The sequence below is a fragment of the Streptomyces sp. NPDC039423 genome (assembly GCF_055598725.1).
The window spans coordinates 96,604-119,137 of record NZ_JBVKAH010000012.1 but is presented as its reverse complement, the minus strand read 5'-3'; the positions used below and the strand labels follow the sequence as shown (position 1 = coordinate 119,137).

17 protein-coding genes, 2 pseudogenes and 1 CRISPR repeat array are annotated in these 22,534 nt (G+C 68.4%); of the genes and pseudogenes, 14 read left to right on the top strand and 5 right to left on the bottom strand.

What is annotated here, in order from left to right; all coding sequences use genetic code 11:
- Positions 1-39: 39 nt before the first annotated feature.
- The 6 genes from cas7e (at position 40) to ACZ7LK_RS29350 (ending at position 6,677) form a co-directional block, all read left to right on the top strand.
- Positions 40-1,200, top strand: coding sequence for a type I-E CRISPR-associated protein Cas7/Cse4/CasC (cas7e, locus tag ACZ7LK_RS29375; protein WP_471144269.1), 1,161 nt, complete (start codon positions 40-42; stop codon positions 1,198-1,200).
- Entirely contained in the window at positions 1,200-1,991 is a 792-nt protein-coding gene (gene cas5e, locus ACZ7LK_RS29370) for a type I-E CRISPR-associated protein Cas5/CasD (RefSeq protein WP_471144267.1), read from the top strand. Before cas7e ends, cas5e begins: the two co-directional genes overlap by 1 nt.
- Before the next feature lie 5 nt (positions 1,992-1,996).
- Positions 1,997-2,794, top strand: a complete 798-nt coding sequence (cas6e, locus tag ACZ7LK_RS29365; protein WP_471144400.1) for a type I-E CRISPR-associated protein Cas6/Cse3/CasE — start codon at positions 1,997-1,999, stop codon at positions 2,792-2,794.
- Positions 2,787-3,773 carry a type I-E CRISPR-associated endonuclease Cas1e gene (gene cas1e, locus ACZ7LK_RS29360; RefSeq protein ID WP_471144265.1) on the top strand — a complete coding sequence of 329 codons (987 nt, stop codon included), beginning with the start codon at positions 2,787-2,789 and terminating at the stop codon, positions 3,771-3,773. The genes cas6e and cas1e overlap by 8 nt, the downstream gene beginning before the upstream one ends.
- Positions 3,770-4,117 (top strand): type I-E CRISPR-associated endoribonuclease Cas2e, encoded by a 348-nt coding sequence (cas2e, locus tag ACZ7LK_RS29355; RefSeq protein ID WP_471144263.1) that lies wholly within the window; start codon positions 3,770-3,772, stop codon positions 4,115-4,117. The genes cas1e and cas2e overlap by 4 nt, the downstream gene beginning before the upstream one ends.
- A 21-nt stretch (positions 4,118-4,138) precedes the next feature.
- A CRISPR array of direct repeats spans positions 4,139-5,081; the repeat unit is 28 nt; unit sequence GTCGTCCCCGCGCCCGCGGGGGTCGTTC.
- Positions 5,082-6,143: 1,062 nt separating this feature from the next.
- Complete coding sequence (locus tag ACZ7LK_RS29350) at positions 6,144-6,677, top strand: CbrC family protein (RefSeq protein WP_471144261.1); 534 nt, start codon at positions 6,144-6,146, stop codon at positions 6,675-6,677.
- Positions 6,678-6,859: 182 nt separating this feature from the next.
- Here ACZ7LK_RS29350 and ACZ7LK_RS29345 read toward each other — a convergent pair whose 3' ends face one another.
- Complete coding sequence (locus ACZ7LK_RS29345; RefSeq protein WP_471144259.1) at positions 6,860-8,071, bottom strand: serine hydrolase domain-containing protein; 1,212 nt, start codon at positions 8,069-8,071, stop codon at positions 6,860-6,862.
- Between the two features lie 674 nt (positions 8,072-8,745).
- Here ACZ7LK_RS29345 and ACZ7LK_RS29340 point away from each other — a divergent pair.
- The 4 genes from ACZ7LK_RS29340 to ACZ7LK_RS29325 all read left to right on the top strand — a co-directional run bounded on the left by ACZ7LK_RS29340 (position 8,746) and on the right by ACZ7LK_RS29325 (position 10,305).
- The gene (locus ACZ7LK_RS29340; RefSeq protein WP_471144257.1) at positions 8,746-9,213 is read left to right on the top strand and encodes a hypothetical protein; all 468 of its coding nucleotides are present in this window, start codon (positions 8,746-8,748) and stop codon (positions 9,211-9,213) included.
- The gene (locus tag ACZ7LK_RS29335; protein WP_471144255.1) at positions 9,182-9,355 is read left to right on the top strand and encodes a sigma factor-like helix-turn-helix DNA-binding protein; all 174 of its coding nucleotides are present in this window, start codon (positions 9,182-9,184) and stop codon (positions 9,353-9,355) included. Before ACZ7LK_RS29340 ends, ACZ7LK_RS29335 begins: the two co-directional genes overlap by 32 nt.
- Positions 9,352-10,014: a hypothetical protein gene (locus tag ACZ7LK_RS29330; protein ID WP_471144253.1), complete on the top strand. Its 663-nt coding sequence runs from the start codon at positions 9,352-9,354 to the stop codon at positions 10,012-10,014. Before ACZ7LK_RS29335 ends, ACZ7LK_RS29330 begins: the two co-directional genes overlap by 4 nt.
- A gap of 108 nt (positions 10,015-10,122) precedes the next feature.
- Positions 10,123-10,305 (top strand): hypothetical protein, encoded by a 183-nt coding sequence (locus ACZ7LK_RS29325; RefSeq protein WP_471144252.1) that lies wholly within the window; start codon positions 10,123-10,125, stop codon positions 10,303-10,305.
- Positions 10,306-10,554: 249 nt separating this feature from the next.
- Here ACZ7LK_RS29325 and ACZ7LK_RS29320 read toward each other — a convergent pair whose 3' ends face one another.
- Positions 10,555-12,489 carry an FG-GAP-like repeat-containing protein gene (locus ACZ7LK_RS29320; protein ID WP_471144250.1) on the bottom strand — a complete coding sequence of 645 codons (1,935 nt, stop codon included), beginning with the start codon at positions 12,487-12,489 and terminating at the stop codon, positions 10,555-10,557.
- 49 nt (positions 12,490-12,538) lie between these two features.
- Positions 12,539-13,066 (bottom strand): hypothetical protein, encoded by a 528-nt coding sequence (locus ACZ7LK_RS29315; RefSeq protein WP_471144249.1) that lies wholly within the window; start codon positions 13,064-13,066, stop codon positions 12,539-12,541.
- Positions 13,067-13,394: 328 nt separating this feature from the next.
- Between ACZ7LK_RS29315 and ACZ7LK_RS29310 the strand changes: the two genes are divergently transcribed.
- Together ACZ7LK_RS29310 and ACZ7LK_RS29305 are read left to right on the top strand one after the other, a co-directional pair.
- On the top strand, positions 13,395-17,456 hold the full coding sequence (locus tag ACZ7LK_RS29310; protein ID WP_471144247.1) for a polymorphic toxin-type HINT domain-containing protein: 4,062 nt from the start codon (positions 13,395-13,397) through the stop codon (positions 17,454-17,456).
- An 8-nt stretch (positions 17,457-17,464) separates the two neighbouring features.
- Positions 17,465-17,914, top strand: coding sequence for an Imm1 family immunity protein (locus ACZ7LK_RS29305; protein ID WP_471144246.1), 450 nt, complete (start codon positions 17,465-17,467; stop codon positions 17,912-17,914).
- 781 nt (positions 17,915-18,695) lie between these two features.
- On the opposite strand, the gene ACZ7LK_RS29300 is transcribed toward ACZ7LK_RS29305, so the two are convergent.
- Complete coding sequence (locus ACZ7LK_RS29300) at positions 18,696-20,312, bottom strand: PRCC domain-containing protein (RefSeq protein WP_471144245.1); 1,617 nt, start codon at positions 20,310-20,312, stop codon at positions 18,696-18,698.
- A 549-nt stretch (positions 20,313-20,861) separates the two neighbouring features.
- On the opposite strand from ACZ7LK_RS29300, the gene ACZ7LK_RS29295 reads away from it, so the two are divergent.
- Together ACZ7LK_RS29295 and ACZ7LK_RS29290 are read left to right on the top strand one after the other, a co-directional pair.
- Entirely contained in the window at positions 20,862-21,320 is a 459-nt protein-coding gene (locus ACZ7LK_RS29295) for a helix-turn-helix domain-containing protein (RefSeq protein ID WP_471144244.1), read from the top strand.
- A gap of 30 nt (positions 21,321-21,350) precedes the next feature.
- Positions 21,351-21,501 (top strand): annotated as a pseudogene (locus tag ACZ7LK_RS29290) (IS5 family transposase); the annotation flags it as partial.
- 362 nt (positions 21,502-21,863) lie between these two features.
- Here ACZ7LK_RS29290 and ACZ7LK_RS29285 read toward each other — a convergent pair.
- Positions 21,864-22,534, bottom strand: a pseudogene (locus ACZ7LK_RS29285) (hypothetical protein); the annotation flags it as partial.

Below are 22,534 nucleotides of genomic sequence, written 5' to 3'. Positions count from 1 at the left end.
CGCCGCACGGCGACGCGGCAGCACCCCCTGGAGCCGTTCATGACGCAGCCCACCCTGTTCGTCGAGGTGCACATCCTCCAGAGCCTGCCCCCCTCCAACGCCAACCGGGACGACTCCGGAACCCCCAAGCAGGCCCTGTACGGCGGTGCCCGCCGCGCCCGGGTCTCCTCCCAGGCGTGGAAGCGAGCCACCCGCGTGGAGTTCGCCAAGGCGCTTGAACCCGCCGACCGGGCAACCAGGACCAAGCGGATCGCCTCCCTGCTCGCCGAGCGCCTCACCCGGCCGGTGGCCGAAGGCGGCACGGGGCTCGAAACCGCCCAGGCCGCCCGCCTGGCGGCCGCCCTTCTGGAGCCGCTGGGCATCACCAAGTCGTCCAAGAAGGAGGAGCAGTCCGCCTACCTCCTGTTCTTCGGCAAGCGGCAGCTCGACGCCCTCGTGCAATCGCTGGACGGCCGCGCCACGGAACTGGCCGACCTTTCCGACGCAGACCTCAAGGCCGAGGTCACCAAGCTCCCGGTCATCGCCACCCTCTCCGCAGGCCACCCCGCAGAGGTCGCCCTCTTCGGCCGCATGGTCGCCGACCTGCCCACCCTCAACGTCGACGCCGCCGTCCAGGTCGCGCACGCCCTGTCCACCCACGCCGTGCGCACCGAATTCGACTACTACACCGCGGTGGACGACGAGAACACCGAAGACCACGGCGCGGGCATGATCGGCACCGTCGAGTTCAACTCCTCCACCCTCTACCGCTACGCCGTTCTCGGTGTTCACCAGTTGCGCGACAACCTCACCTCCGCCGACGACACCCGCGACACGGCCGTCCGGTTCGTCGACGCCTTCACCCGCTCCATGCCCACCGGCCACCAGAACTCCTTCGCGCACCGCACCCTTCCCCACCTGGTGCTCATCACCGTGCGCACCGATCAGCCGGTGAACCTGGTCTCCGCCTACGAGGAGCCGGTCGCCGGCGTCAGCGGCCTGGCCACCGAATCCGCTGTCCGCCTGGCGGGCGAGCTGAAGTCCGTCGCCACCACCTGGGGCGCCACCCCGGCCAGGGTTCTGGCCGCCTACAACATCGAGGCAGACAAACTCACCGAAGAATTCGGCCCCTCCCAGACCTTCCCCGGCCTTCTGGACTCCCTCGGCGAACTGGTCGGGCACTGGCTCACCGACGGGCACCTCCCCAAGGCCGGCGCCTGATGACCGGCCACGCCGTCCTCGCCCTCAGGCTGGCCGCCCCCTTGCAGTCCTGGGGCGGCCCCTCCCGCTACAACCGGCGCGAGACCCGCCCCGAGCCCACCAAGTCCGGCGTCCTCGGCCTGCTCGCCGCCGCCGAGGGCCGCCCTCGAGAGGCCTCGATCACCGACCTGATCGACCTGCGGCTCGGCGTGCGCGTCGACCAGCCGGGCACGCTGCTGCGCGACTACCACACCTACAGCGACCACCGCGGCATCCCGCTGCCCTCCGCCAAAGTCAACGCCAAGGGCCTGCAGACCAAGACCAGCCCGCCCAAGTACACCGGCGTCACCCAGCGCTTCTACCTCCAGGACGCCGTCTTCGTCGCAGCCCTACGCGGCCCGGCCACCCTCCTGGAACGCCTCGACCAAGCCCTACGACACTGCGTCTACCCGCTCTCCCTCGGCCGCCGCTCCTGTCCCCCGACCGGCCCGGTGAGCCTGGGCCTGCAGAGCGACACCGAACTCGAGGAGGCGCTGGCCGCCGTGCCGTGGCAGGCCTCCGCTCACCGCCGCTCACAAGTCCAGGGTGCGCAAGTCCGGCTCGAAGCCACGATCGAAGACCCTGCCGGCGAGCAGCTCGCCGTCGACGTCCCCGACACCTACGACCTCAAAACCGGCACCGTCTTCGGCCGCCGATCCGTCCGCCACCTGTGGGTCACCATCCCCACAGGACGGCCCGAAACCGAACCGGCCGACGCGGCAAACTCCCGCAACGATCCTGGCCACGACCCGTTCGCCCTCCTGGGCTGGTGACTGAAATGCCCTACCTGTCGAAAATCGCCCTGAACCCCCGGCGCCGCCAAGCCGTCTCACTGCTCGCCAGCCCCCACCGCCTGCACGCAGCACTCCTGGCCGGATTCGCCGTGCAACCGGTCACCGAACGCGTCCTTTGGCGCCTGGACAAAAACACCCCCCACCGCGCCGAAATCCTCGTCCTCACCGAAAGCCGCCCCTCCTGGCACCACATCATCGACGAGGCCGGCTGGCCCGGCGCCGACGGCGGCGACCCACTCATCGCCGACTACACCCCCCTCCTCGCACGCATCACACGAGGTAAGGAATTCGGCTTCCGCCTCACCGCCAACCCCGTCCAAAGCGTCCCCCACCCCACCAAGCCGAGCGAGCAGCAGCACGCCCGCCTCAAAGCCCACGCCGAACAACCCTCCACCGCCAACCGCAGCCCCCGCGGCTTCCGCGTACCCCACCGAACCGCAGCCCACCAGCTCAAGTGGCTCCTCGCCCGAACCGAACGCCACGGCTTCACCATCCCCGAAGCCTCCGCCAACCCGCCGGCACCCGGACTGGAACCAGACGAGGCGCTGCGCGCTGGTCCGGCCGTGACGATCGTCAGCCGCGACATCCTGCGCTTCACCAAACGCCGCGACGGACCACGTGTCACCCTCTCCACAGCCACCTTCGAAGGGCGACTGAAGGTGACCGACCCCGACGCGCTTCGCGCGGCACTCCTCGGAGGCATCGGGCCGGCCAAGGGATACGGACAAGGACTGCTCACCCTGGCCCCCGTCAGCACCCAGACGGCGGTGACACATGGCTGAGCCCTGGTGGCGAGCCGGCCCCCAGGAAGTGCACAGGCTGGAGGACCGCATCTCCACCCTGTACGCCGAACGCTGCCACATCGACCGCGACGACAACGCCATCGTCCTGGTCAACAAGGCACGAGTGGTGCACGTGCCAGGCGCCTGGCTCGCCGTCCTGCTCATCGGCCCCGGAAGCCGCATCACCCACGCAGCCGTCACACTCCTCGCCGACTCCGGCACAGCCGTGTGCTGGGTCGGCGAACACGGCGTCCGCCTCTACGCCTCCGGCCACAGCGTCGCGCGCGGCTCCCAGCTCCAGATGCGGCAGGCATGGCTGGTCACGCGCCCGAAAGAACGTGTCGCTGTTGCCCGCCGCATGTACGACATGCGCCTTCCCGGTGAAGAGACGAGCGGCCTCGCCCTTCAGCAACTGCGCGGACGGGAAGGCACACGCGTCCGCCGACTCTATGCCGAGCACTCCCAACGCACCGGAGTGCCATGGAACAAGCGGGAATACAAAGCCGGTGATGCCTTCGCCGCAGGTGATGACGTCAACCGCCTGCTGTCCGCCGCCAACTCCGCCTTGTACGGCATCTGCCACGCCGTCATCACCGGCATCGGCGCCAGCCCCGCCCTCGGGTTCGTACACACGGGATCCATGCTGTCCTTCGTCCTGGACGTGGCCGACCTCTACAAGGCCGAGTTCACCATCCCGCTGGCCTTCGACCTCGCAGCCAAAGGACTGACCGGGGAACGCGACGCGCGCACAGCTCTCCGCGACGCAGTGGTCCAAGGCAAGCTGCTGCCTCGCGTGGTCACGGACATCAAGAACCTGCTGGTAGCCGACGGCACCACGCTGCTCGAAGACGACATTGGTGGACTATGGGACGACGGAGGCAGCGTCGTCAGTGGCGGGCGGAACTGGGGCTCTGGGTACTTCGACCCCGACACCCACATGGACGTGATTCCGGAGCTGGACAGGAGCACACCCTTGTGACGGCGGCATCGACAGTCGTAGTTCTCATCGCAGCCCCTCCCGGCTTGCGGGGCCACCTGACCCGCTGGTTCATCGAAGTCTCCCCCGGAGTGTTCGTCGGCAGCCCTAACACTCGCATCCGCGACAGTCTCTGGAGAGTCCTGGCCGACCGCATCCGCGACGGGCAGGCAGTCATGATCGAGCCTGCCAGAACCGAACAGGGATGGGCCGTCCGAACCGCCGGGCAGGACCGCTGGACGCCGACGGACTTTGACGGGCTCACGCTCATGTCCAGACCGCGGGGCAGTCCTGCAGCGCCGTGGAAAGCCGCTGAGCAAGTAAAGGAAAACGGCGTGAACTCGTGATAACCGCCCAGGTCAACAAGGGTCGTCCCCGCGCCCGCGGGGGTCGTTCCGGAAACCTCGCGCGAGGAGAGCCTGCCGCGCCGTCGTCCCCGCGCCCGCGGGGGTCGTTCCGGGTGGTCCTCGGTCACCGTGCGGGGGACGACGTCGTCCCCGCGCCCGCGGGGGTCGTTCGCAGGACCGCCGCCGCATCGCGGGCGGGGTCGTGTCGTCCCCGCGCCCGCGGGGGTCGTTCCCTCGTCGCGCGGGACCGCGCGTCCGGCGAGGTGTCGTCCCCGCGCCCGCGGGGGTCGCTCCCGTACTCGTACTCGCACTGGGCGTCATCGCCAGTCGTCCCCGCGCCCGCGGGGGTCGTTCGGCGGAGAAGATCAGCATGCTCGCCGCCCGCATGTCGTCCCCGCGCCCGCGGGGGTCGTTCCAGGATATGACGGCGGTCCGTCTGACCTTCCGTGTCGTCCCCGCGCCCGCGGGGGTCGTTCCTTCTTCGGGTCCTGCGGGTAGCTGATCGCCACGTCGTCCCCGCGCCCGCGGGGGTCGTTCGTACTCCTCGTCGGTCAGGTGCGGCTCCGCATCGTCGTCCCCGCGCCCGCGGGGGTCGTTCGCTCGGTATCGCGTCCATCCTCGACGGCATCGAGTCGTCCCCGCGCCCGCGGGGGTCGTTCCCTCATTGGCTACGGCCCCGCGTCGGTGGAGGTGTCGTCCCCGCGCCCGCGGGCGTCGTTCTCACCATTGAGTCTGCTCTCCACGTCGTTGCCCGTCGTCCCCGCGCCCGCGGGGGTCGTTCCCGAGTGCGCCTCGCGCGCGCACGCGTAGGACCGTCGTCCCCGCGCCCGCGGGGGTCGTTCTTCCGCACGGTCCGGGAGTGGCCCCCGCCAATTGTCGTCCCCGTGCCCGCGGGGGTCGTTCGCCACGGGTGTCCTGGCGTGGATCGTGGCCGGCGTCGTCCCCGCGCCCGCGGAGGTCGTTCCTGGTTCAAGCAGCGCGGCCGGTACCGACACCGTGCGCACCCTGCGGCGGTGGCTGCGCCAGCGCGCCGGCATCACCTCCACCCTCGAAGGCTCCGACCCCGGCCACCCATGGGTGCCCACCAAAACCGGCCGCCCCCTCGACGACCAAGTCCCACCCGGCGCCCGCCGCGCCGCCGTACGCACCCTCCACGACGCCCACCGACGCCTCGTCCTCAGCATCCTCGGCACTCCACTCCGCCCCGGGGCCCTACGCCACACACGCTGACAAAGCGGTCTCCCGGCCGGCGCGCATCCCTCCACGGCCGTCAGTCGTTGAACGGTGGGTGCACCCGCGGGCCCGGCCCCCCCGGTCGCCGGGCCCGCCTCCCCCCTCGACGTCATCCAGCCGCCCTTGGCCGCTGCCCTTGACCAGCCCTGCCTAGCAGGCATGCTGACGGACAGGCACACCGGTGCCTGCATCGCGCAGGAGGGGGTGGGCAACCGTGCAGTGCCCGAGTGCGGGGGCTCGGCACAGCAGGGACCCGACGGATCGTGGTCGTGTCCCCTGTGCGGGCCGGTCAGCGGCGCCATCGCGAACACCGGGCCGACGCTGCCTGCCGCACAGCCCGGCTGCCGCTACCCTCCACAGCATGACCGCACCACGTCGGCCAGAGCCGGCCTGCTGGGCCACCGAACCCCTCGATACCCGCACCAGAGGGGCAGGGGCGGGCAGCGGCGAGAGGGAGCTGGAGATCACGCACACCGACTGCCGTGCATGCGGCGCCGCAGTGTCCGGCCTCAACGGCCGATACGCCTGCGGCGTGTGCGGGTGGGTCAACGCCTGGTCCGAAGGCCACTCAGCGCTGCCGACGGCGGCCGACGACACCGGCCCCCACGCCCCCAAGGCGTAACCAGTCTGCCTCCAGACTCCTGCGCACTTCGCGGCCGTCGCTTACAAGCTGTCTCGATTGGCTGGTCGAGAGGAATCCGAGGCCGCGCTTGATCGAGGACCTGCTCGGGGACAGACTGCGCTCCATGGGATCAGTAGGCATGGCCACCAGAGTGCAGATCGGGAACCGGCGATGAGTGCCAGCCTGCCCTTCTTTCGCTATCACCCAGACCCCCTTGCCAGCGGGTCCATCCGCGCGGCCGCCGATACGTGCGCTTGTTGCAAACGCGACACGGGCTGGATCTACACGGCCACCTTCTACACCGCGCACGAGGTCAGCGGACGTTTCTGCCCGTGGTGCGTCGCAGACGGGAGCGCTGCTGACCGCTTCGCGGGTGAATTCACTGACTCCTATGGGCTTGACGGTGTCAGCGAGGATGTTTTGCATGAGGTGACCCGCCGCACCCCTGGCTTCCAGGCCTGGCAGGATCCGCACTGGCTCGTCCACTGCCAGGACGCGGCCGCGTTCGTGGGCGAGGTCGGGTACACCGAGCTGGCGGCGCATCCCGAAGCCCTCGACCGTCTGAGGGCCGACATGCGCCTCGACGGCTGGCAGGACCAAAACCAGCTTGAGCACTTCCTGACCCACCTGGGCAACGGCGCGACCGCCATGCTCTTCCACTGCACCATCTGCGGCGCCCATCTCGCCTACGCCGACGCATCCTAGACGTCGTCTGCTTGGGCGAGTCTGCGGTAGCAGATGAGGGTGCCGACCCCCTGCCCGAGGGCACCTCGCCCCCACGGCAAAGCGTCCACGACCAGCAGCGACGCAGTCCAGCAGCAGGTCAGTACGGCGGGTCGGGGTCGCGTGGGCGGTGGTGGGCGCATCGGGCCGCCAGAAGCGGCTCGTCACCCGCGCGGGGAGATGGCCTTGCTGTCGTAGATGTTGCCTGGGGTGACGACCTGGGTGATCGCGCGGGCGAGGAGCGTGGACGGCTCCTGACCCTGCCGACGGACGTCAGTGTTGATCATGATGACCAGGGTGGCCTTGCGCGACGGGAGGTACACGGTCACGGTCTCGTACCCGGGGATGGATCCGTTGTGCCCGATCCACCCATTGGCGTCGAAGATCCCGAGGCCGTAACTGGTGCCGGGGAAACCGGTCGGCAGCGTCTTGAGCCGCTGGGCCTGGGTCGCGGGGCTGAGCAGCTCGCCGGTGGCGAGGATCTTCGCCCAGCGCCGCAGGTCGTGCAGGTTCGAGATCATCGCGCCGGCTGCCCAGGCCCAGCTGGGGTTCCAGTCCGTGGCGTCCTGGACGGCGCCGGTCGGCGTCTGGTCGGTGTAGCCGCGGGGGTGCGGCTCGGGGAACTCGGCGCCGTCCCGCGGGAACAGCGTGTGGTGCAGGTGGGCCGGGCCCAGCACCCGGTGGTGGATGAAGTCGGCGAGCCGGTGGCCGCTGACCTTCTCGATCACCAGGCCGAGCAGGACGAGGTTGGTGTTGGAGTACTGGAACGCCTTGCCCGGCGCGAAGGTGTTCGGGTGCTTGAAGCCGTACGCGAGCACCTCGTGCGGGCCGAAGTGCCGCCCGGGGTCGCTCTCCAGCTCCCGGACGAAGTCGGGGTCGGCGGTGTACGGGAATAGGCCGCTGCGCATGCCGGCGAGCTGTCGCAGGGTGATCCGGTGTCCGTTGGGGACACCGGCGACGTACCGGGAGATCGGGTCGTCCAGCCGGACCCGCCCGTCGTCGACGAGTTCGAGGAGCGCGGTGACGGTGAAGGTCTTGGTCTCGCTGCCGATCCGGACATAGGAGTCGACAGCCATCGGCTCGCGGGTGCGGGCGTCGGCGACGCCCGTCGCCCGGACGTACTGCCCCTTGCCCGGCATCCACAGTCCTACGACGACCCCCGGGATGTGGGCCTGTCTGCGGACGTTGTCGATCGTCTTGTCGAGGCGGGCGGTCAGCTCGGGCCCGAGGCCGCAGTGGTGCCGGCACTCGTCGTCGCCGTGGCGGTCGACGGCGGCGGCGTGCACCTCGGTGGTGGGTGTCGCCGCCAGGGGGGCGAGGACGGACGCCGCGAGCAGGGCTGCGGCGAGCGGCCGGCGGTTGAGGATGCGTCGCATGTGGGGCGCCTTTTCCGGTACGGGAAGCGGACGGCCACATCAACATCCCGGTTCCGCGACGCGGGTCCCGGTCGCGTGGCGTTCCGGCAAGTCCACTCGTTCGGCGTCATGGGTGCGGCTGTTCGCGACCCGTTCCACGCTCGCGCCTGACACCATGGAAATCGGGTAGACGCCACGACTACCGATGACATCAGCGGCTTACGCGACGAGTACCGAGAAGCCTTGGAAGAGGTCGTCGATGCCGAGGGTCACCGCATCGAGGCGCCCGAGCGTGAGGAGGCGCCGTCCGGCAGGTCGTCGAGGTGCCCTCGTCGCCGGTCGCCTTGTGCGTGGTGTGGTTCGCCTGGTGTCCGATGTGGAACAACTTCGATGTGAGGTATGCCACTTCAAGGTTGACCTCCGTCAGGCTGTGCTGTGAGCAGGCGCACGTTCCCCCAGGTCGCAGCGCTTCCTTCGAACGTGAATCCGTGTCTCGTATTCACGTAGTGTGATGATCCATGATCGTTAGGTGATTTTTTCTCGGGCTGTCATGAGTGTGGCGGCCTGGAGATCGACAGGGTGGTTCCTGAGGGCCAACAGGGCTCTTGTGCGGGCAAGTTGCCCGCACCTGTTCCTGCACCACCGCCCTCGACGATGAGGACTGATGCGGTGGTCGACGCATTGCGGAGGCCCGTGTGAGAGATGGCGACGTCAACGCTGACGGCTCGCCCCAGGACAGCCCCGGTGGCCAGCCCAAGGCCGACGAGGCGCTGAACCTGCCCCTGGACTACGAGGCCTTCTATTTGGGCCATCAGGAGTTCTTCCACGCGTACGGCGAGATCCACCTCGGCAGCCGGCGTGCAGCAGAAGAAGTGGTCCACCACGTCTTCCTGGAGATCCTCGCGGGCTGGGACGGGCTGCTGCAGGAAGGAGATCTGGAGCAGCGCACGCTCGCCGTACTGCACCGCCACGTCCGGGCCCGGCTGGAGAAGGAGGGCCGTGAACCGGCGTTCGTCATCAACGGCCCGATAGCCCGTGCCCTGCGCGAGGCGAAGGACAAGCTGGAGCTGATGGAGTCCCACCAGCGGCCTGTACGAGGCGATCACCGGACTGCCGACCCGGCAGTTCACCGTGATCGTGCTGCGGCACCTCCTGGGATATGAGACATCCCGGATCGCCCGGTTCATGGGCCTGCACGAGCGGACGGTCGACTACCACGGCCGCAAGGGCAAGGAACGGCTGCGAGCGCAGCTTGGGCTTCCCGCACCGCAGCGCAGCAAGAACAAGAAAGGGACGGGACAGTGACTGCCACCATCGATGAACTGTTGGCTGAGGCGACCGTGCCGGTGTCACCGGCGGCCTCCTTCGATGTGGCTGCGGCCCTCCGTCGGCTAGCCAGGGATGCGGCGAAGGCGTCACCGCCGAGGGACATGGCCCGTGCTGCCGAGGCCGGCAAGCGCCTGGCTGTGGTCTGCCGCTGGGTGCTCAACGAGCCAAACGCCGCCGTGCACGTCGACCGGCTGGCCGAGGACACCGACGGCACCGAGCGCGGTGAGGAGCACCTGGACGTCGACGGCGCGCTCGTCTTCGCGTGCCTGCTGTACCTCACCGGGCATCCGGAAAGCGCCCAGTTCTGGTGGCAGCTCGCCGCCGGAGCCGGTCACCGCGCGGCCGCATACTGCCTGCACCTGCACCACCTGGCCCTGGGCGAGAGCCGCGAAGCGCAGCACTGGCTGCATGAGGTGACTCACTCGGTGGTGGACTCCGAAGCCCCGGATGCGGCCTTCTTGGACTGTCTGGAGATGTTCGCCAGGTACGTGCGCAGGAACGGCTCCGGGGCCGCCCCGCCGACGGGGGACCTCGAGATGGAAGTCGACCGCCTGGCGACGAAGGACTCCTGCATCATCGTCGGCGGCCCGGACCGGCGCCTGGCCGACCAGCTCCACGACTTCGCCCGCCGCTGATTACCGGCCACATGGCGAAGGAGCCCGTCCTCGACCCCACGGTTCCGAGGCCACCGGGTCGAAAGGGCTCCTTCGTACGACGCACCCCGAAGAAGAGGAACATCTGTCATGCACCATAACCCTGCCCAAAGTCAGGCACGCGCGATCCACCGATTCGCCCACGGCATCTTCCGCTGGGCGTCCCTGCGTCCCCGGGCCGCACTCGGACATTTGCTCCGCGGCGCCTGCTACGGCATCGGCACCGGCGCCATCAGCCTTCTCACGGTCTGGATCCAGCACCGCCAGTGGTAGTCGAGCGGACTGTCGGGGTGGCTGTACAGGGACGGCCACCCCGACATCTGCACTCGTTGGACAGGCGTATGTGTGGCCGTCCTCAGGGAGCACTGCATGCATCCGGTCCCAGTCCAGATGCTTCTCCCGGGGCAGGGAATCCGGTGCCATCACCTCTTCGACGCGGTAACTGGCAAACAGGGGTCGGGTGGGCGGTGCCGCGTGGTCACTGTACGACCGTGGGCACCATGCGTGATCAGGCTAGGGGTCTCAGCTCGTTGTGGTGAGGGAGACGTTGTCGAGGGTGATTGCGGTCTTGACGGGGTTGCCGCCGATCTCGAAGTTCAGCGAGCCGACCGTGGTGTCGACAGTCGAGGTGAAGGTGTAGCTGTAGCGCTTCAAGCCGGTGCCGAGGTCCACGACCTGGTCCAGGGTGGAGGTGTACGGTTCCTCGCCGAGCTGGACGATGGCCCGCATCTGCGCGGCGGCCGATGCCTTGGCATCAAAGGTGAGGGTGTACGTGGCACCCTTGCGGAGGAGGAAGTCGCTCTGTCCGGCGATGGCTTCCCACGAGGAGGCAGCGTCGGCCTCGACGGTGGCGAGCAATGTACCTTCGGCATGAGTGATCGAGGCACGTTCGGTGGCCCACCAGCCGTCGACGTTCGTGGTGAATGTGCCGTTGCGGATCAGGTCGACGTAGTGGACCGGGCCCGGAGTGACGATCGGGGCGCTGAAGCCGCCGTTGCCGTTGCCAGGGTAGGCGTAGATTGCTCCGCTGGTGTGGAGGGCGATCAGGTCGCCCTTTTTGTCACCGTTGAAGTCCGCGGCGGAGAGCAGGCGCATGTTCTGCCAGCCGTCGCCGTTCTTCTTTGCCCCGTGGAAGGTGCCGTCTCCCTTGCCGGCGTACAGGTACAGGGCTCCGCTGTTGTGGACAGCGTAGATGTCAGCCTTGGCGTCGCCGTTGAAGTCACCGGCGACGAGCAGGCGCATGTTGGTCCAACCGGAGCTGGACACGGTCCCCGCGGCGAAGTTTTTGCCGTTGCCCGCGTAGAAGAAGAGATTGCCGTTGGTGTGGGCGACGATCAGGTCACCCTTGTTGTCGCCGTTGAAGTCGGCGGCGGCAAGCAGGCGGATGCTGCCCCAGCCGCTTGCGGCGACGGAGGAGCCAGTGACGCCGTTCTTGCCGTTGCCGGGGTAGAGGTAGAGGTTGCCATTGGTGTGGGCGGCGAGAATGTCGGCCTTCCCGTCACCGGTGAAGTCCGTCGCGGCCAGCAGACGCATGCCGGCCCACTTGCCCTCGCTGACCTTGACTCGCTTGCCGAACTTGCCCTTGCCGTCTCCCGGCTGGGCATACAGGTAGTCGTCGGCGGCGTCGATCGTCAGCAGGTCGGCCTTGCCATCACTGTTGAAGTCGGCGGCGGTCATCAGCTGCGACCATGGCCGCCCCACGGTGGTGGCGACCCAGTCGGCCACGTCGTCCGTGCGCGTGGCGATGGCGTCGGTACGGGTCTCAGTCTCTCTCAGGCAGCCGCCCTGGCGCGACCGGGTCGCCACGCCCACCAGCTCGAGGCGCCCTTCAGCCTCCCGCAGCAGCGGGGCACCGGTGTCGCCCTTGCAGAGGGCGTCGTTTTCCGTGGCGCCGGCCAGTGTGAGCTCGGTGTCGGAAAGGGCGCCGACCCTCATGGACGCGGTGTGAGCCGCGCCGGGAACCCATTCGGTCTTGGTGCGGCCGAACCCGACTGCCTGCAGGGTGTCGCCCTCCCCTGCGGGGGATGCGGCCAGCGCGAGTGGCGCCATACCGGAGGCTGGTGTCGCCAGGCGAGCCATGACCAGGTTGCGGCTGGGAGACGGGACGAGCTCGACGACGTCGGCAGTGTGTCCGCCAGTTCCGGTCAGGGAACTTCGGCCGATGGTTGCGGTGGTCTTGAGGGCCGGTTTGCCCGGAGCGACCTGCGTCGGATGAGCGGAATCGGCCGCGAAGCAGACCGCGGCGGTCAGAACCCACTGGCCGTCGACCAGGGCACCAGAGCAGGAACGGGTGGTGTCGCCCTCGCCGATGTGGAGGCGGGCGACAGATGCCTGGGCGCCGGCGGGGGAGTCAGAACCAGTGGCGGCCGTGGCTGGGTGGCCGGTCAGCATGGTGGAACTGGTGGTGGCTGCCAGGAGTAGGGCGAGCACGGCGGGACGAGTGCGTGTGCGGGACACGGTACGGATCTTCCTTGCTGTGAGACGAGAGACGACTGCGATATGGACGTCAGCCGGTGATGCGCAGCTCGACAAGTACCGAGCGCTTCTCGCCGCCCGTCTGGTCCGCCTCGCCGATGGGGGTGACCTGGTCCTTGCCGGCTTCGTAGGTCGTCTTCTTGCCGTCGGCTGTGACCGTGGCCCGGACCGCGCGGTCCTGGGTCCACAGCATGAAGGAGTCAGGGATCTCCATCGCCAGGTAGCCGGAGGCTCCAGTGGCGACGAAGCAGTAGCCCCGCGCCTTGTCGACGCGGGATTCCACCCAGATATCCCGGGCTTCACTGCAGCCGGAAAGGCCGCCGACGCCGTCACCCGGCTTGAGCATGATCCCGCCGTCGCCCCGCTTCAGCACGATCCTGCGGTCCAGCAGGATCTTGTCCGCGCCGGGGTGGGTGAAGTCCTCCACCGCGTAGGGAATGTCGTCTGCTGCGGCCGCCCGAGCGTCCCCAGGTGCCGCCGAGGCATTCGCCGCAGCCAAGCCAGTGACCGTCGCCCCCAGAGCAAGCAGGCCAAGTCCCCCGGCCAGCCAGGCCTTCATCGATCGAGATATCAAGGTTTAAACCTTCACGTTCTGCACTATGGTCATACTTCGCCTGCATGATGCGAAGTCAGAGCAAGCTATCAGTAAAGGTCTTGTAAGAAGATCATGTAAGGTCGGTGCGCCGCCTTATGACCGAAGGCGTGCCTGACCGCTACAACCAGTGCGTGACGCTCCGTCAAAGGCGTCTCTCGCTCCTTGGCCTGCATGCACGCTGACGCCTACACCCAGGAGCAGTGCGAACCTCTTGCGGCGTCCCGCAGGGGGAATCATGAAACAACGACCTGACCGCGGATCACCCTTCGTTCCAGGGGGTGCAAATGGCCACATGTCCGGAAAGGCTTCCTGGAGCCGCCGACTGGGTGCCATCGCTCTGGCAACGTCTGTCCTGGTCGTCGGGGCAAGTATCAACCCTGCCGCGGCCGACGATGCCGCCCTCGAACAGGTGGACCACTGGGATCGCAGCTACCTAGTCAAGGCGTGGCGGGAAGGTGGTCCGGGGGTGAAGGAGGCCGCGGAGGCCGCCCTGAGCGGGACCGACGAGGACATCCTCGCCTTCCTCAAGACCGAAGAGGGCTTGGCTCAATACCACGATGAGCGGGTCGCGGCTGGCCGGATGGCCAGCGTCGGCGGCACAGGCGTGCGTGAAGCAGCCAAAAAGGCTCTGTCCGGCACCCAGGACGACCTCGAGGAATTCCTGATCAACGGCTGGCAGCAGTCGCAGGAGCAGGACAACCGGGTCCGTGTCGGACAGATCATGAGCACCGGCGGCAACGGTGTGAAGGAAGCGGCCAAGGACGCCCTTCAGGGCTCCCCCGCAGACGTGCAGAAGTTCCTGGACGAGGGCCAGTACCAAGAACGCGTTACCGACCAGCGGGTCGAGGTCGGGCAGATCATGAGCGTGGGCGGGCCGGCCACCAAGGCCGCCGCAAAGCTCGCCCTGAAGGGCACCCCGCAAGATGTTGCCGAGTTCCTCGCCATCGGGCAGTTCACCGCCCGTGCCCGCGACGGTCAGCAGGCCACCATCACGCAGCTGGCCAAGCAAGCGGAACAAGCCGGCCGTCTGGCCAAGGAAGAGACCGACAGGGCCGTCGAGTCCGCCCAGCAGGCCAAGGTGGCCTCCGAACTGGCCCAAAAGGCTGCGGAGGTCGCGGCGGCGGAGACCAAGGCAGCAGGCAGGGATTCCGTCCGCGCCGCCAACGCGGCTGCCCGTGCCGCCGAAGCTGCCCGTGGCGCGGCGGCGGAAGCCCGTAACGCCATTGGCGCGGCCCGTGCCGCCAACTCCGCCGCCCGCATAGCCGCCGGTGCCGCGGCCGCAGCAGCGTCCGCGGCGACGAAGGCCGCGAATGCCGCCTCGCGCGCTCTCGGCGCCGCCGCTGACGCCGCCACAAATGCAAGCAAGGCGGACGCCGCGCGCAAGCTGGCGGCCGAGGCCCGCAAGGCCGCCGATCTCGCCACCCAGTCAGCCGCCGCCGCCGAACAGGCCGGGAAGGCCTCCGAGGCAGCCGACAGCGCCGCCGTTGCCGCCCGCAGCGCGGCCGGCAATGCCAACGCCGCCGCTGATGCCGCGGCCGATGCAGGCACATGGGCCAGCCAGGCCGGGGCCAACGCCGACGAGGCCAAGGAAGCGGCGGCCCGCGCTCGCCGACACGCCAACGAGGCAGACCGTGCCGCCACTGCATCCAGCAACCTGGCGCGTAAATCAGCCGCCGCGGCCTACGCCGCACGAGACAATGCCCGCTCCGCAGCACAGCACGCCCGCAACGCCGCGGATGCTGCAGACGAGGCCGCTGACCATGCCGGCGACGCCAGCAAGGCTGCGGCACAGTCCGCGAAGCACGCCCTCGGGGCGAAGAACGCCGCTGACACCGCCGAAAAGGCCGTCGTTACTGCCCAGCAGGTCTTCGCACTAGCCCGTGACGCCGAGGCCCAGGAACTCGCCGACCGTACCGCCGCCGGCCTGGATGAGGCTGAGGCGCGTAGGAAGAACCGCGAGGCGCTCAACGGCAAGATCGCCGAGACTCTCCAGCAGACCTACTCGCTGGACGGCGAGGCCACGCATCTGGCCACCGACGCCGCCAAGCCCGGCGCCGACCCCAAGGACCTCGTGGCCAAGGGCCGCGCCTTGGCCGTCAAGGCGATGAAGAACGGCGACCACGGTCCCTGGACTCAGGAAGCCGCTGCGGCCGCCCTTGCCGGCGATGACACGGCCATTCTGGTCTACCTGCGCACCGGGCGCGGCGTAGCTATAGCGCGTGACACCCGCTTTCAGGTGGAACAGCTTGCCTCCGACAGCCCCTACCAAGTGGTGCGCGACGCAGCTATACAGGCACTCAAGGGCAGCGACAAGGACGTCGACACCTTCCTGCGCCAGGGCCAGCACCAAGTTGCGGTCACGGAGTACCGGATAAAGGTCGGCCAAGTGCACAGCGCTGGCGGGCCCGGAGTGAAGGAAGCCTCCAAGGCGCTGCTCCAGGAGAACGACCCAAAGAAGCTCGCGGCCTTCTTGCTGGCGGACCAGTACACCGCGCGCAACACCGACGAACGCGTCCGCGCCGGCCAGCTCCTTTCCAACGGCGGCCCGGAAGTCCAGGCTGCCGCCCGCATCGCCTTGACCGGCCCGGCAGACGAACTACACGAATTCATCGAGTACGGGCAGTACCAGGCCGACAGTAAAGACCAGCTGACCACCGCCCACATCGCCCAGACCTCCCAGCTCATCGCCCAAGCGGCCCGCACCGCCGCCAACGCCCGTACCGACTCATGGCGGGCCGCCATTGCTGCTGCCGACGCTGCCAACGCAGACACCGAGGCCAAGAACGCCGCAGCCCAGGCCAAGAAGTCAGAGGCGCAGGCGGCTATCTACGCCGCCGATGCCGACAAGTCCGCCGATGCCGCTGAGACCTCAGCAGCCCAAGCGGCCAAGTCCGCCGCCACCGCCCGAAAGGCTGCTGCTGACGCCAACCGCGACGCCGACAACGCCGAGGCCTCCGCCTTCCGGGCCCAGTTCTCCGCCAACTACGCCCGAGATTCGGCAGCCAAGGCCCGTAAAGCAGCAGCCGAGGCCCGCGAAAACGCCGAGCGGGCCGGCAAGAGCTCGGAGGCTGCGGCAGCCGACGAGAAGGCCGCCTGGACCAAGACCGAGCAGCTGCTGAAGGCAGAGCTCGAAAAAGCCAAGCGCCAGGCCGAAGCGGAACTCAAACGGAAGCAACAGGAAGAAGAAGACCGACGGAACCACACCTGCTATCAGCCCCTCACCGAAAGGGGCGACTACGCCTTCCTCCAGTGCGTCAACAGGAACGGTGACAAGGCGATCATCGAACCGCCCCAGGTCCCGGGCTTCCTCAAGGACCTGGCCCTGGAGCTGACGGGCATCAACGGCATCCTCGACTGCCTCAACGACCCACAGTTCACGAAGTGCACTCTCGCGCTCGCCGAGGTCATCCCCGCAGGCAAACTCCTCAAGTTCCGCAAGCTCGAAAAGCTTGGAGAACTCGCAGAGAAGGTCCGCCTCCGCAAACCCAAATGCCCCGCCTGCTTCCTCCCCGGCACCAAGGTACTCATGGCGGGAGGCAGCACCAAGAACATCGAGGAAATCCGGCCCGGTGACCGGGTCATCGCCACCGACCCCGCCACCGGCGTAACCAGTCAGCAACCGGTCTCCCGACAGATCATCACCAAGGATGACAAGTGGTTCAGTGAACTTACGGTCAGCACCCCCAGCGGCCCTGAGAGACTGAACCCGACCTACGAGCACCTCTTCTGGTCACCGTCCGAGAAGACCTGGGTCAAGGCCGCAGATCTCCGCAAGGGGATGACGCTCCGCACCCCAGGCGGCGCTGAGCACGTCACTGTCCAAAATAACCGGCCGTATTCCCTTAGTGCGACCACGTACAACCTATCGGTCGTCGGGGTTCACACTTACTACGTGGTGGCCGGCACCACACCGGTACTCGTACACAATTGTTTCGAGTTCGACCCGAAGGCCATAGGTCACGGTCTCCCCGCATGGAAAAAGGGCGATCCGACCCTGGGGCGCTTCATCGACGGCGAAGGTATCTCCCATGAAATGGTGAGCGGACGGCCAGCAGAAGACCTGAAGCTGATCGATATAGTCAACACAAGGCTCCAGAAGAAGGGCCTGAAAGGCAAGAGCGGCAACGCCGACCATGTAGAGGTAAAGTTCGCCGCCCTCATGTGGGAGCAGGGGATCGACAGCGCCGAGATCGTCATCAATTATCCGACGGGGCCGTGCATGCTGCCCCTGGGATGTAACGACGTCCTCAATGCAGTGCTAGGCAACAAAACGCTCAAGGTACACTGGCCGGACGGAAATGGCGGCTATCAGTCGCACACGTACGGCAATGGGCGCCCGAAGAGAAAGAGTTAGACGCGGCGATGCGTGGAATCAAAGCAATCTACCAGCCCGAGCACTTCGAGAACCCGCGAATCCTCACCACCGCGGAAGACGTCGATGACTTGTTCAGCGTCCTCCTGGCAGAAGACATCCATGCGGTCCAGTTCTTCTCGCTCGATCGACCGGACACGTCGGAAGGATGGCCCGATCATGAACTCATCGCGGGTGTACGTGAGGACAGGAAGGCGGGAGTCCTGTCTTCGATGGATGCTAACTGCGAGCCGGTAGGCCACGTAGTATCCGTCGGAAATCTCGAACTCGGCCGGGGGCCCGTGTATTACACGTGTGTCGACTCGGTCCACGACTTCCCGCTGTTTTCAGAAATCCCCATCGAGAAGGTACGGCAAGCCGTCAAGGAGTTCGTGACCTCCGGCGGGAAGCGACCCACATGTGTTGAGTGGGATGACCCTGGCTTCTACGAAGAATATTAGGATCTGACCCTTCTATTCGAGTTAGAGGGCACTTCGTATAGCGGTGAGGGGGGTAGAGGCGCACACGCCTCTACCCCCCTCACCGCTGGCGTCGTCCGGCGTGAGCCTCGCCTGACCCGCGCACGGGGCGCCTGGTCAACCGGCTGCGGCAGCACGCCGGGTCCATCGCAGAGGGTGCGTCACTCGCAAGGGCCACACACTTCACCGGGAGAACGCTCCGCCCGACTGGCTCATACCCACCCCTCGCCGGGATGCCGGTGAAGAGCCCCGGCGGACAGTTCCACCGGGGGCTCTCCGGGCAGCCTACGGCCTTGATGCTACAAGTCGATCCCCTAGGCGGTGGGGCAGGTCGCGTCGTGGGCGGCGCGGCAGTCGGGGCAACGGCAGCCGCCCCAGCAGTAGGCGGTTTCGGTGCCGTGCTCAAGGTCGGGGTCGCTGCCGGCGGTGAGCGCGGCGTCCAGGTTGGCATCGGGGGTTCTTCGTCCATGCGGCGAGGGTCTTGGTTTCGCCGAACGCGGTGAGGGTGCAGCTGGTTGGCCGACAGGACCGCCTCGTGCCCTTCTTCCCGGGTGGCCCGGCTGGCCCCGACCACGCGGGTGTTCGTCAGTGCCGCCGTGACCTCGGCTAGGGCGCGGGGCTGCCCCGGCGCACGGCGACGCCGTCGAGTAGCCGTCACCAGGGCCCGTCGGCCGTTTCTCACGGAAACGGCCGACGATGTGCGGCTGCGGCGGCCCTCAGAGCTGTACTCAGCGAAGTCCACCGTGGCTAGCGTCGCTCTCTGCTACGGGTTGCGGTAGCGGTCGTGCAGGATCTCAATCGTGTTGGTCCACACGCCGTCGGCCTGCTGGGGCAGATGATGACCGGCGTGGTCGGCCAGCCGACGGTAGAGCGGGTGCATGGTTCCCGCCTCATCGGTGATCAGGGCGGTGAGCAGAGCCGGGCGCTGAGGCTTCGGGCTACGGGGGCGAGCGGTCGGCTTGACCCGCCGAAGCACCTGCACCTGATCGGATTCCGTCAGCTCGCCCAGCCCCTTGACCTGGGCGCACAGGCTGGTGAAGGTCACGGTTTTCCCCAGCCGGGCCGCGTGTTCCAGCACGTCGCGGACTCCGTCGGCGAGGCCGGCCGCGTCGAAGGACTCGGGCTGCGAGGCGGCGGGCGGGACACGCGGTGGCCGGCCCGGCAGGGGCAGCCGGGGGTCACGCGGCATGGGCACCGGCAGCGTGGGAGCGGTCTGCCATGCCTGAACCTCGGAGCGCTGGTGATTGGTGAGCCAGCTGGATGCCTGCTGCGCGGCCTGCGTGAGCTGGTTGCGCTGGCGGGCCGCGATGCCGCGGACCCCGCGGGCCTTCTGCTGCGCGAGGTCGCCCAGCAGCCGCTCGACCTTTTTCAGGGCCTTGCGCTCGTTGAAGGTCGGTTCGCGTGGTGTCGGCATCCCGACGGCGCGCTCCAGCCGCAGCAGCGCGTCGACAGCCGCTCTGATCAGGTCGTTCTCCTCAGCGGTGGCCCCACCGTGCGTCACCTCTTCCGCCCTGTTCAGCCAGCGGCGGATCTCCGTGCGGCTGCGCCCGTCGCTGACCGCCTGCTCAAGGGCCGCCATAACCGCCCCGCGGTCCTCCGACGGGATGTCGTGGGCCTCATCGCTGAGCTGCACGATCGGCCGGGCCTGCGGCACCGCCCCTTTGGGCACCTTCACGCCGATGGGCCGCCGCGTGGTACGCAGCCGGCGGATCTCCTCCACGGCCGGGGTAGTCAGGCCAGAGTCAGTGAGCTCCACCTCGTGCAGCTCGAACCACTCGGTCGTGCCGCCGTGGCGTTCGGTGCCGACCTGGATCCGGCGCCGGGTGCCGTCGGGGACGAGCTGGATGCGGTTGACGTATCCCTGCTGCAACAGCACGTCCGGGTCGGACGGCATCTCGGGCCCGAGCACCAGGCGCGCGGCGTCCTCTCCCGCCGGTACGGGGAAGCCGGGCGTCTCGGAGAGCAGGACCCGCAGGCCGGTACGCCCGGTGGGGGAGAAGAGTACTTCCCCACCGATCGTGCCATCCGCACCCCGGGAGATGGCGGCGGTGGCGGTGATGTCCTGCTCCGCCATCCAGTTCAGCAGCCCGTGCTTGATGTACAGGTGGTCCGCGCTGGAGACACCGGAGGCCTTCCGGGCGCAGCTGGAGGTGTGCTCGGGGTCCGGCACGTGGGCGAAGTGGCAGGCGCGATCGGTGTACAGCTTGGTGGTGAGCTGGTGTCCGCACCCACCCAGCCACACCCCGCACCAGTAGGTCTCGCCGGCATGGCGGGCCCGGAAGTCGTCGAGCTCTATCGCTTCCATCGGAAGGACCACGGGGAGCTCAGAATCGGCGTGGCCGATTACTGCGGTCTGCACTCGGCGTTTGTCCAGGGCCATGCAACCTCCAGCCGTGCTGGAGACGGGGATCCGTCTCCGGTCGGCGCCCAGCCACGCTGCCGGACGCCTAACTGACTGACGGTACCTCCCACCACCGACAACGCCAGACCGTTGAGACCGCGTCGGCGGTGACGCGGCCGTAGACGGCCACCGCTCCGTTGAACGGCTACCGCCGCGCGATCGAGCGGCGCACCGCCAGGCCGCGCCGCCGTCCGTGCATGCCCGGCCATCTTCGACGGTGGAGCGGCAGACCGCCGCGATGCGCGAGCTGTCCCGCCATGCGTTTCCCGAGCACGACGCCGTCCCAGACCACGCGCTGGCCTTGATCGAGTAGGCCCGCGCACAGCGCCGCTGGCCTGCGCCGAGCCGCGCCGAACGAGTGGGAACGCTGTCCCCCGAGGCCCCGCCCCGGTCGTTCGGTAGGACGGCATGAGTGGTCACCGAGCGCGTCGTCCGGAACGTGCCCGAGTGGATGCCGCTCGGGCACACGGCTATACGCGCAGGTCAGCGGCCATTGTCAGTGGCGGCCTGTACAGTGCCCGCTAGTTGATGGGTTGCCAGGACGACGCCGCAGGAGGTGGGCTGGTGGCACAGGAGGTGCTTCGGGCGTTCAAGTTCGCGCTGGACCCGAACCCCTCGCAGGCGGAGGCGCTGGCCCGGCATGCAGGTGCCGCGCGGTGGGCGTTCAACTACGCGCTCACGGCCAAGGTGTCCGCGCACCAGCGGCGGCGTACGGAGGTCGCCGAGCTCGTCGAGCAGGGTGTGCCGGAGGGGGAGGCGCGGCAGCGGGTCAGAAGCCGTTCCTCCAGGCCTGGCGGGGCGCGGATTTGGGCCCCGCGTTCCCGGAGGTCGTCTCGGCCGCGGCCGCGCTCGGCATCGAGGCAGTCTTGGACGCCGAGCTGGTCGTGTGGGGTGCGAACGGGCTCGACTTCGCCGCGCTGCAGGAACGGGCCCGACGCCGGGGTGCCACGGCCAGGCGGGCGGCGCTGGAGCGGCCGGCCCACCTGATTGTCTTTGACGTGCTCGAGGTGTCCCGGCGACCACGGCGCCATCCTCAACATCGACGTCGAGGTCACCCGCCGCGATCCGGGGCAGGAGGGCTTCAAGGTCATCCCCGCGGCGCTGGGTCGTCGAGCGGCCCTTCGGCTGGCTCATGAACCGCCGCCGCCTGGGCCTTGATGATGAAACCCAGGTTCGCTCGACCGCCCACCGCTTCGGGATGGGGGTGAAACCCCTGGCCCCGGGCTTGCGGGTGGTGATCTCCATATCGATGCCGAAGGTGGCGGCGTGCCGCACTGAGGAGGACCTCATTGTCATGTAGGCCCGACGCACAAACCGTCGCCCACCGTCGAATCCACCGATGACACCGCGCGGGTGATCCACTTCGGCACTCAAACGCTCAAGGCCGGTACTGGCAAGGACGTCATGGTCGAACTCCCCATGAGCCGAGCTTGCCTGTCCGCCGAGCTCCGTGGCACGGCCTTCGACAGCTGGCAGGTCGAGATCAATACCTGGTCACTATCTCCGTCGGGCCGCAGATCGGCGACCCCACTACAGAAGCGGGGCGGGCCCTATTCCGTTACCCGGCTTCGGCTCTGGATCGGGTGGGAGGGGGATGTCGTTCCACGTCCACGGAGCTGCGAGACGGCCATCGATCTCACGCCCATAGCGACGTGAACTGGGCGTCGGAACCCCTGAGCTTGAATTCTGAGCCCGGCGGCTCAACGTTTCGGCAGCCTGGTCAGCGCTCTCCAACTTCAGGATAGACAATAGCCAATTAACGCCTTTGTCAGTGGTGTCAGCCTGAGTGGCGGCTCGGCGGACGACCGCCTCGACGACAGACTGGTCGGCTCGCGCATCCTGGAGGGTCAGAAGGAGCAACGCGGCGGTGATGGGATCGGAGAGGTCGGCGTGAGTGGCAGCTCGCTGGCCCAGGGTGTTGACGGCCTGGTCCGCGCCGGCCTCCCGCAGGGCGTGCAGGAGCTCGGCGACGCCGGAGGGATCGCTGAGCTCGGCATGAGTGGCCGGGTCGCGACCCAACAGCAGCGCCACTTCCCGGCCCGCGCCGGCCTCCCGCAGGGCGTGCAGGAGCTTGGCGACGCCGGAGGGATCGCTGAGCTCGGCATGAGTGGCAGCTCGCTGGCCCAGGGTGTTGACGGCCTGGTCCGCGCCGGCCTCCCGCAGGGCGTGCAGGAGCTCGGCGACGCCGGAGGGATCGCTGA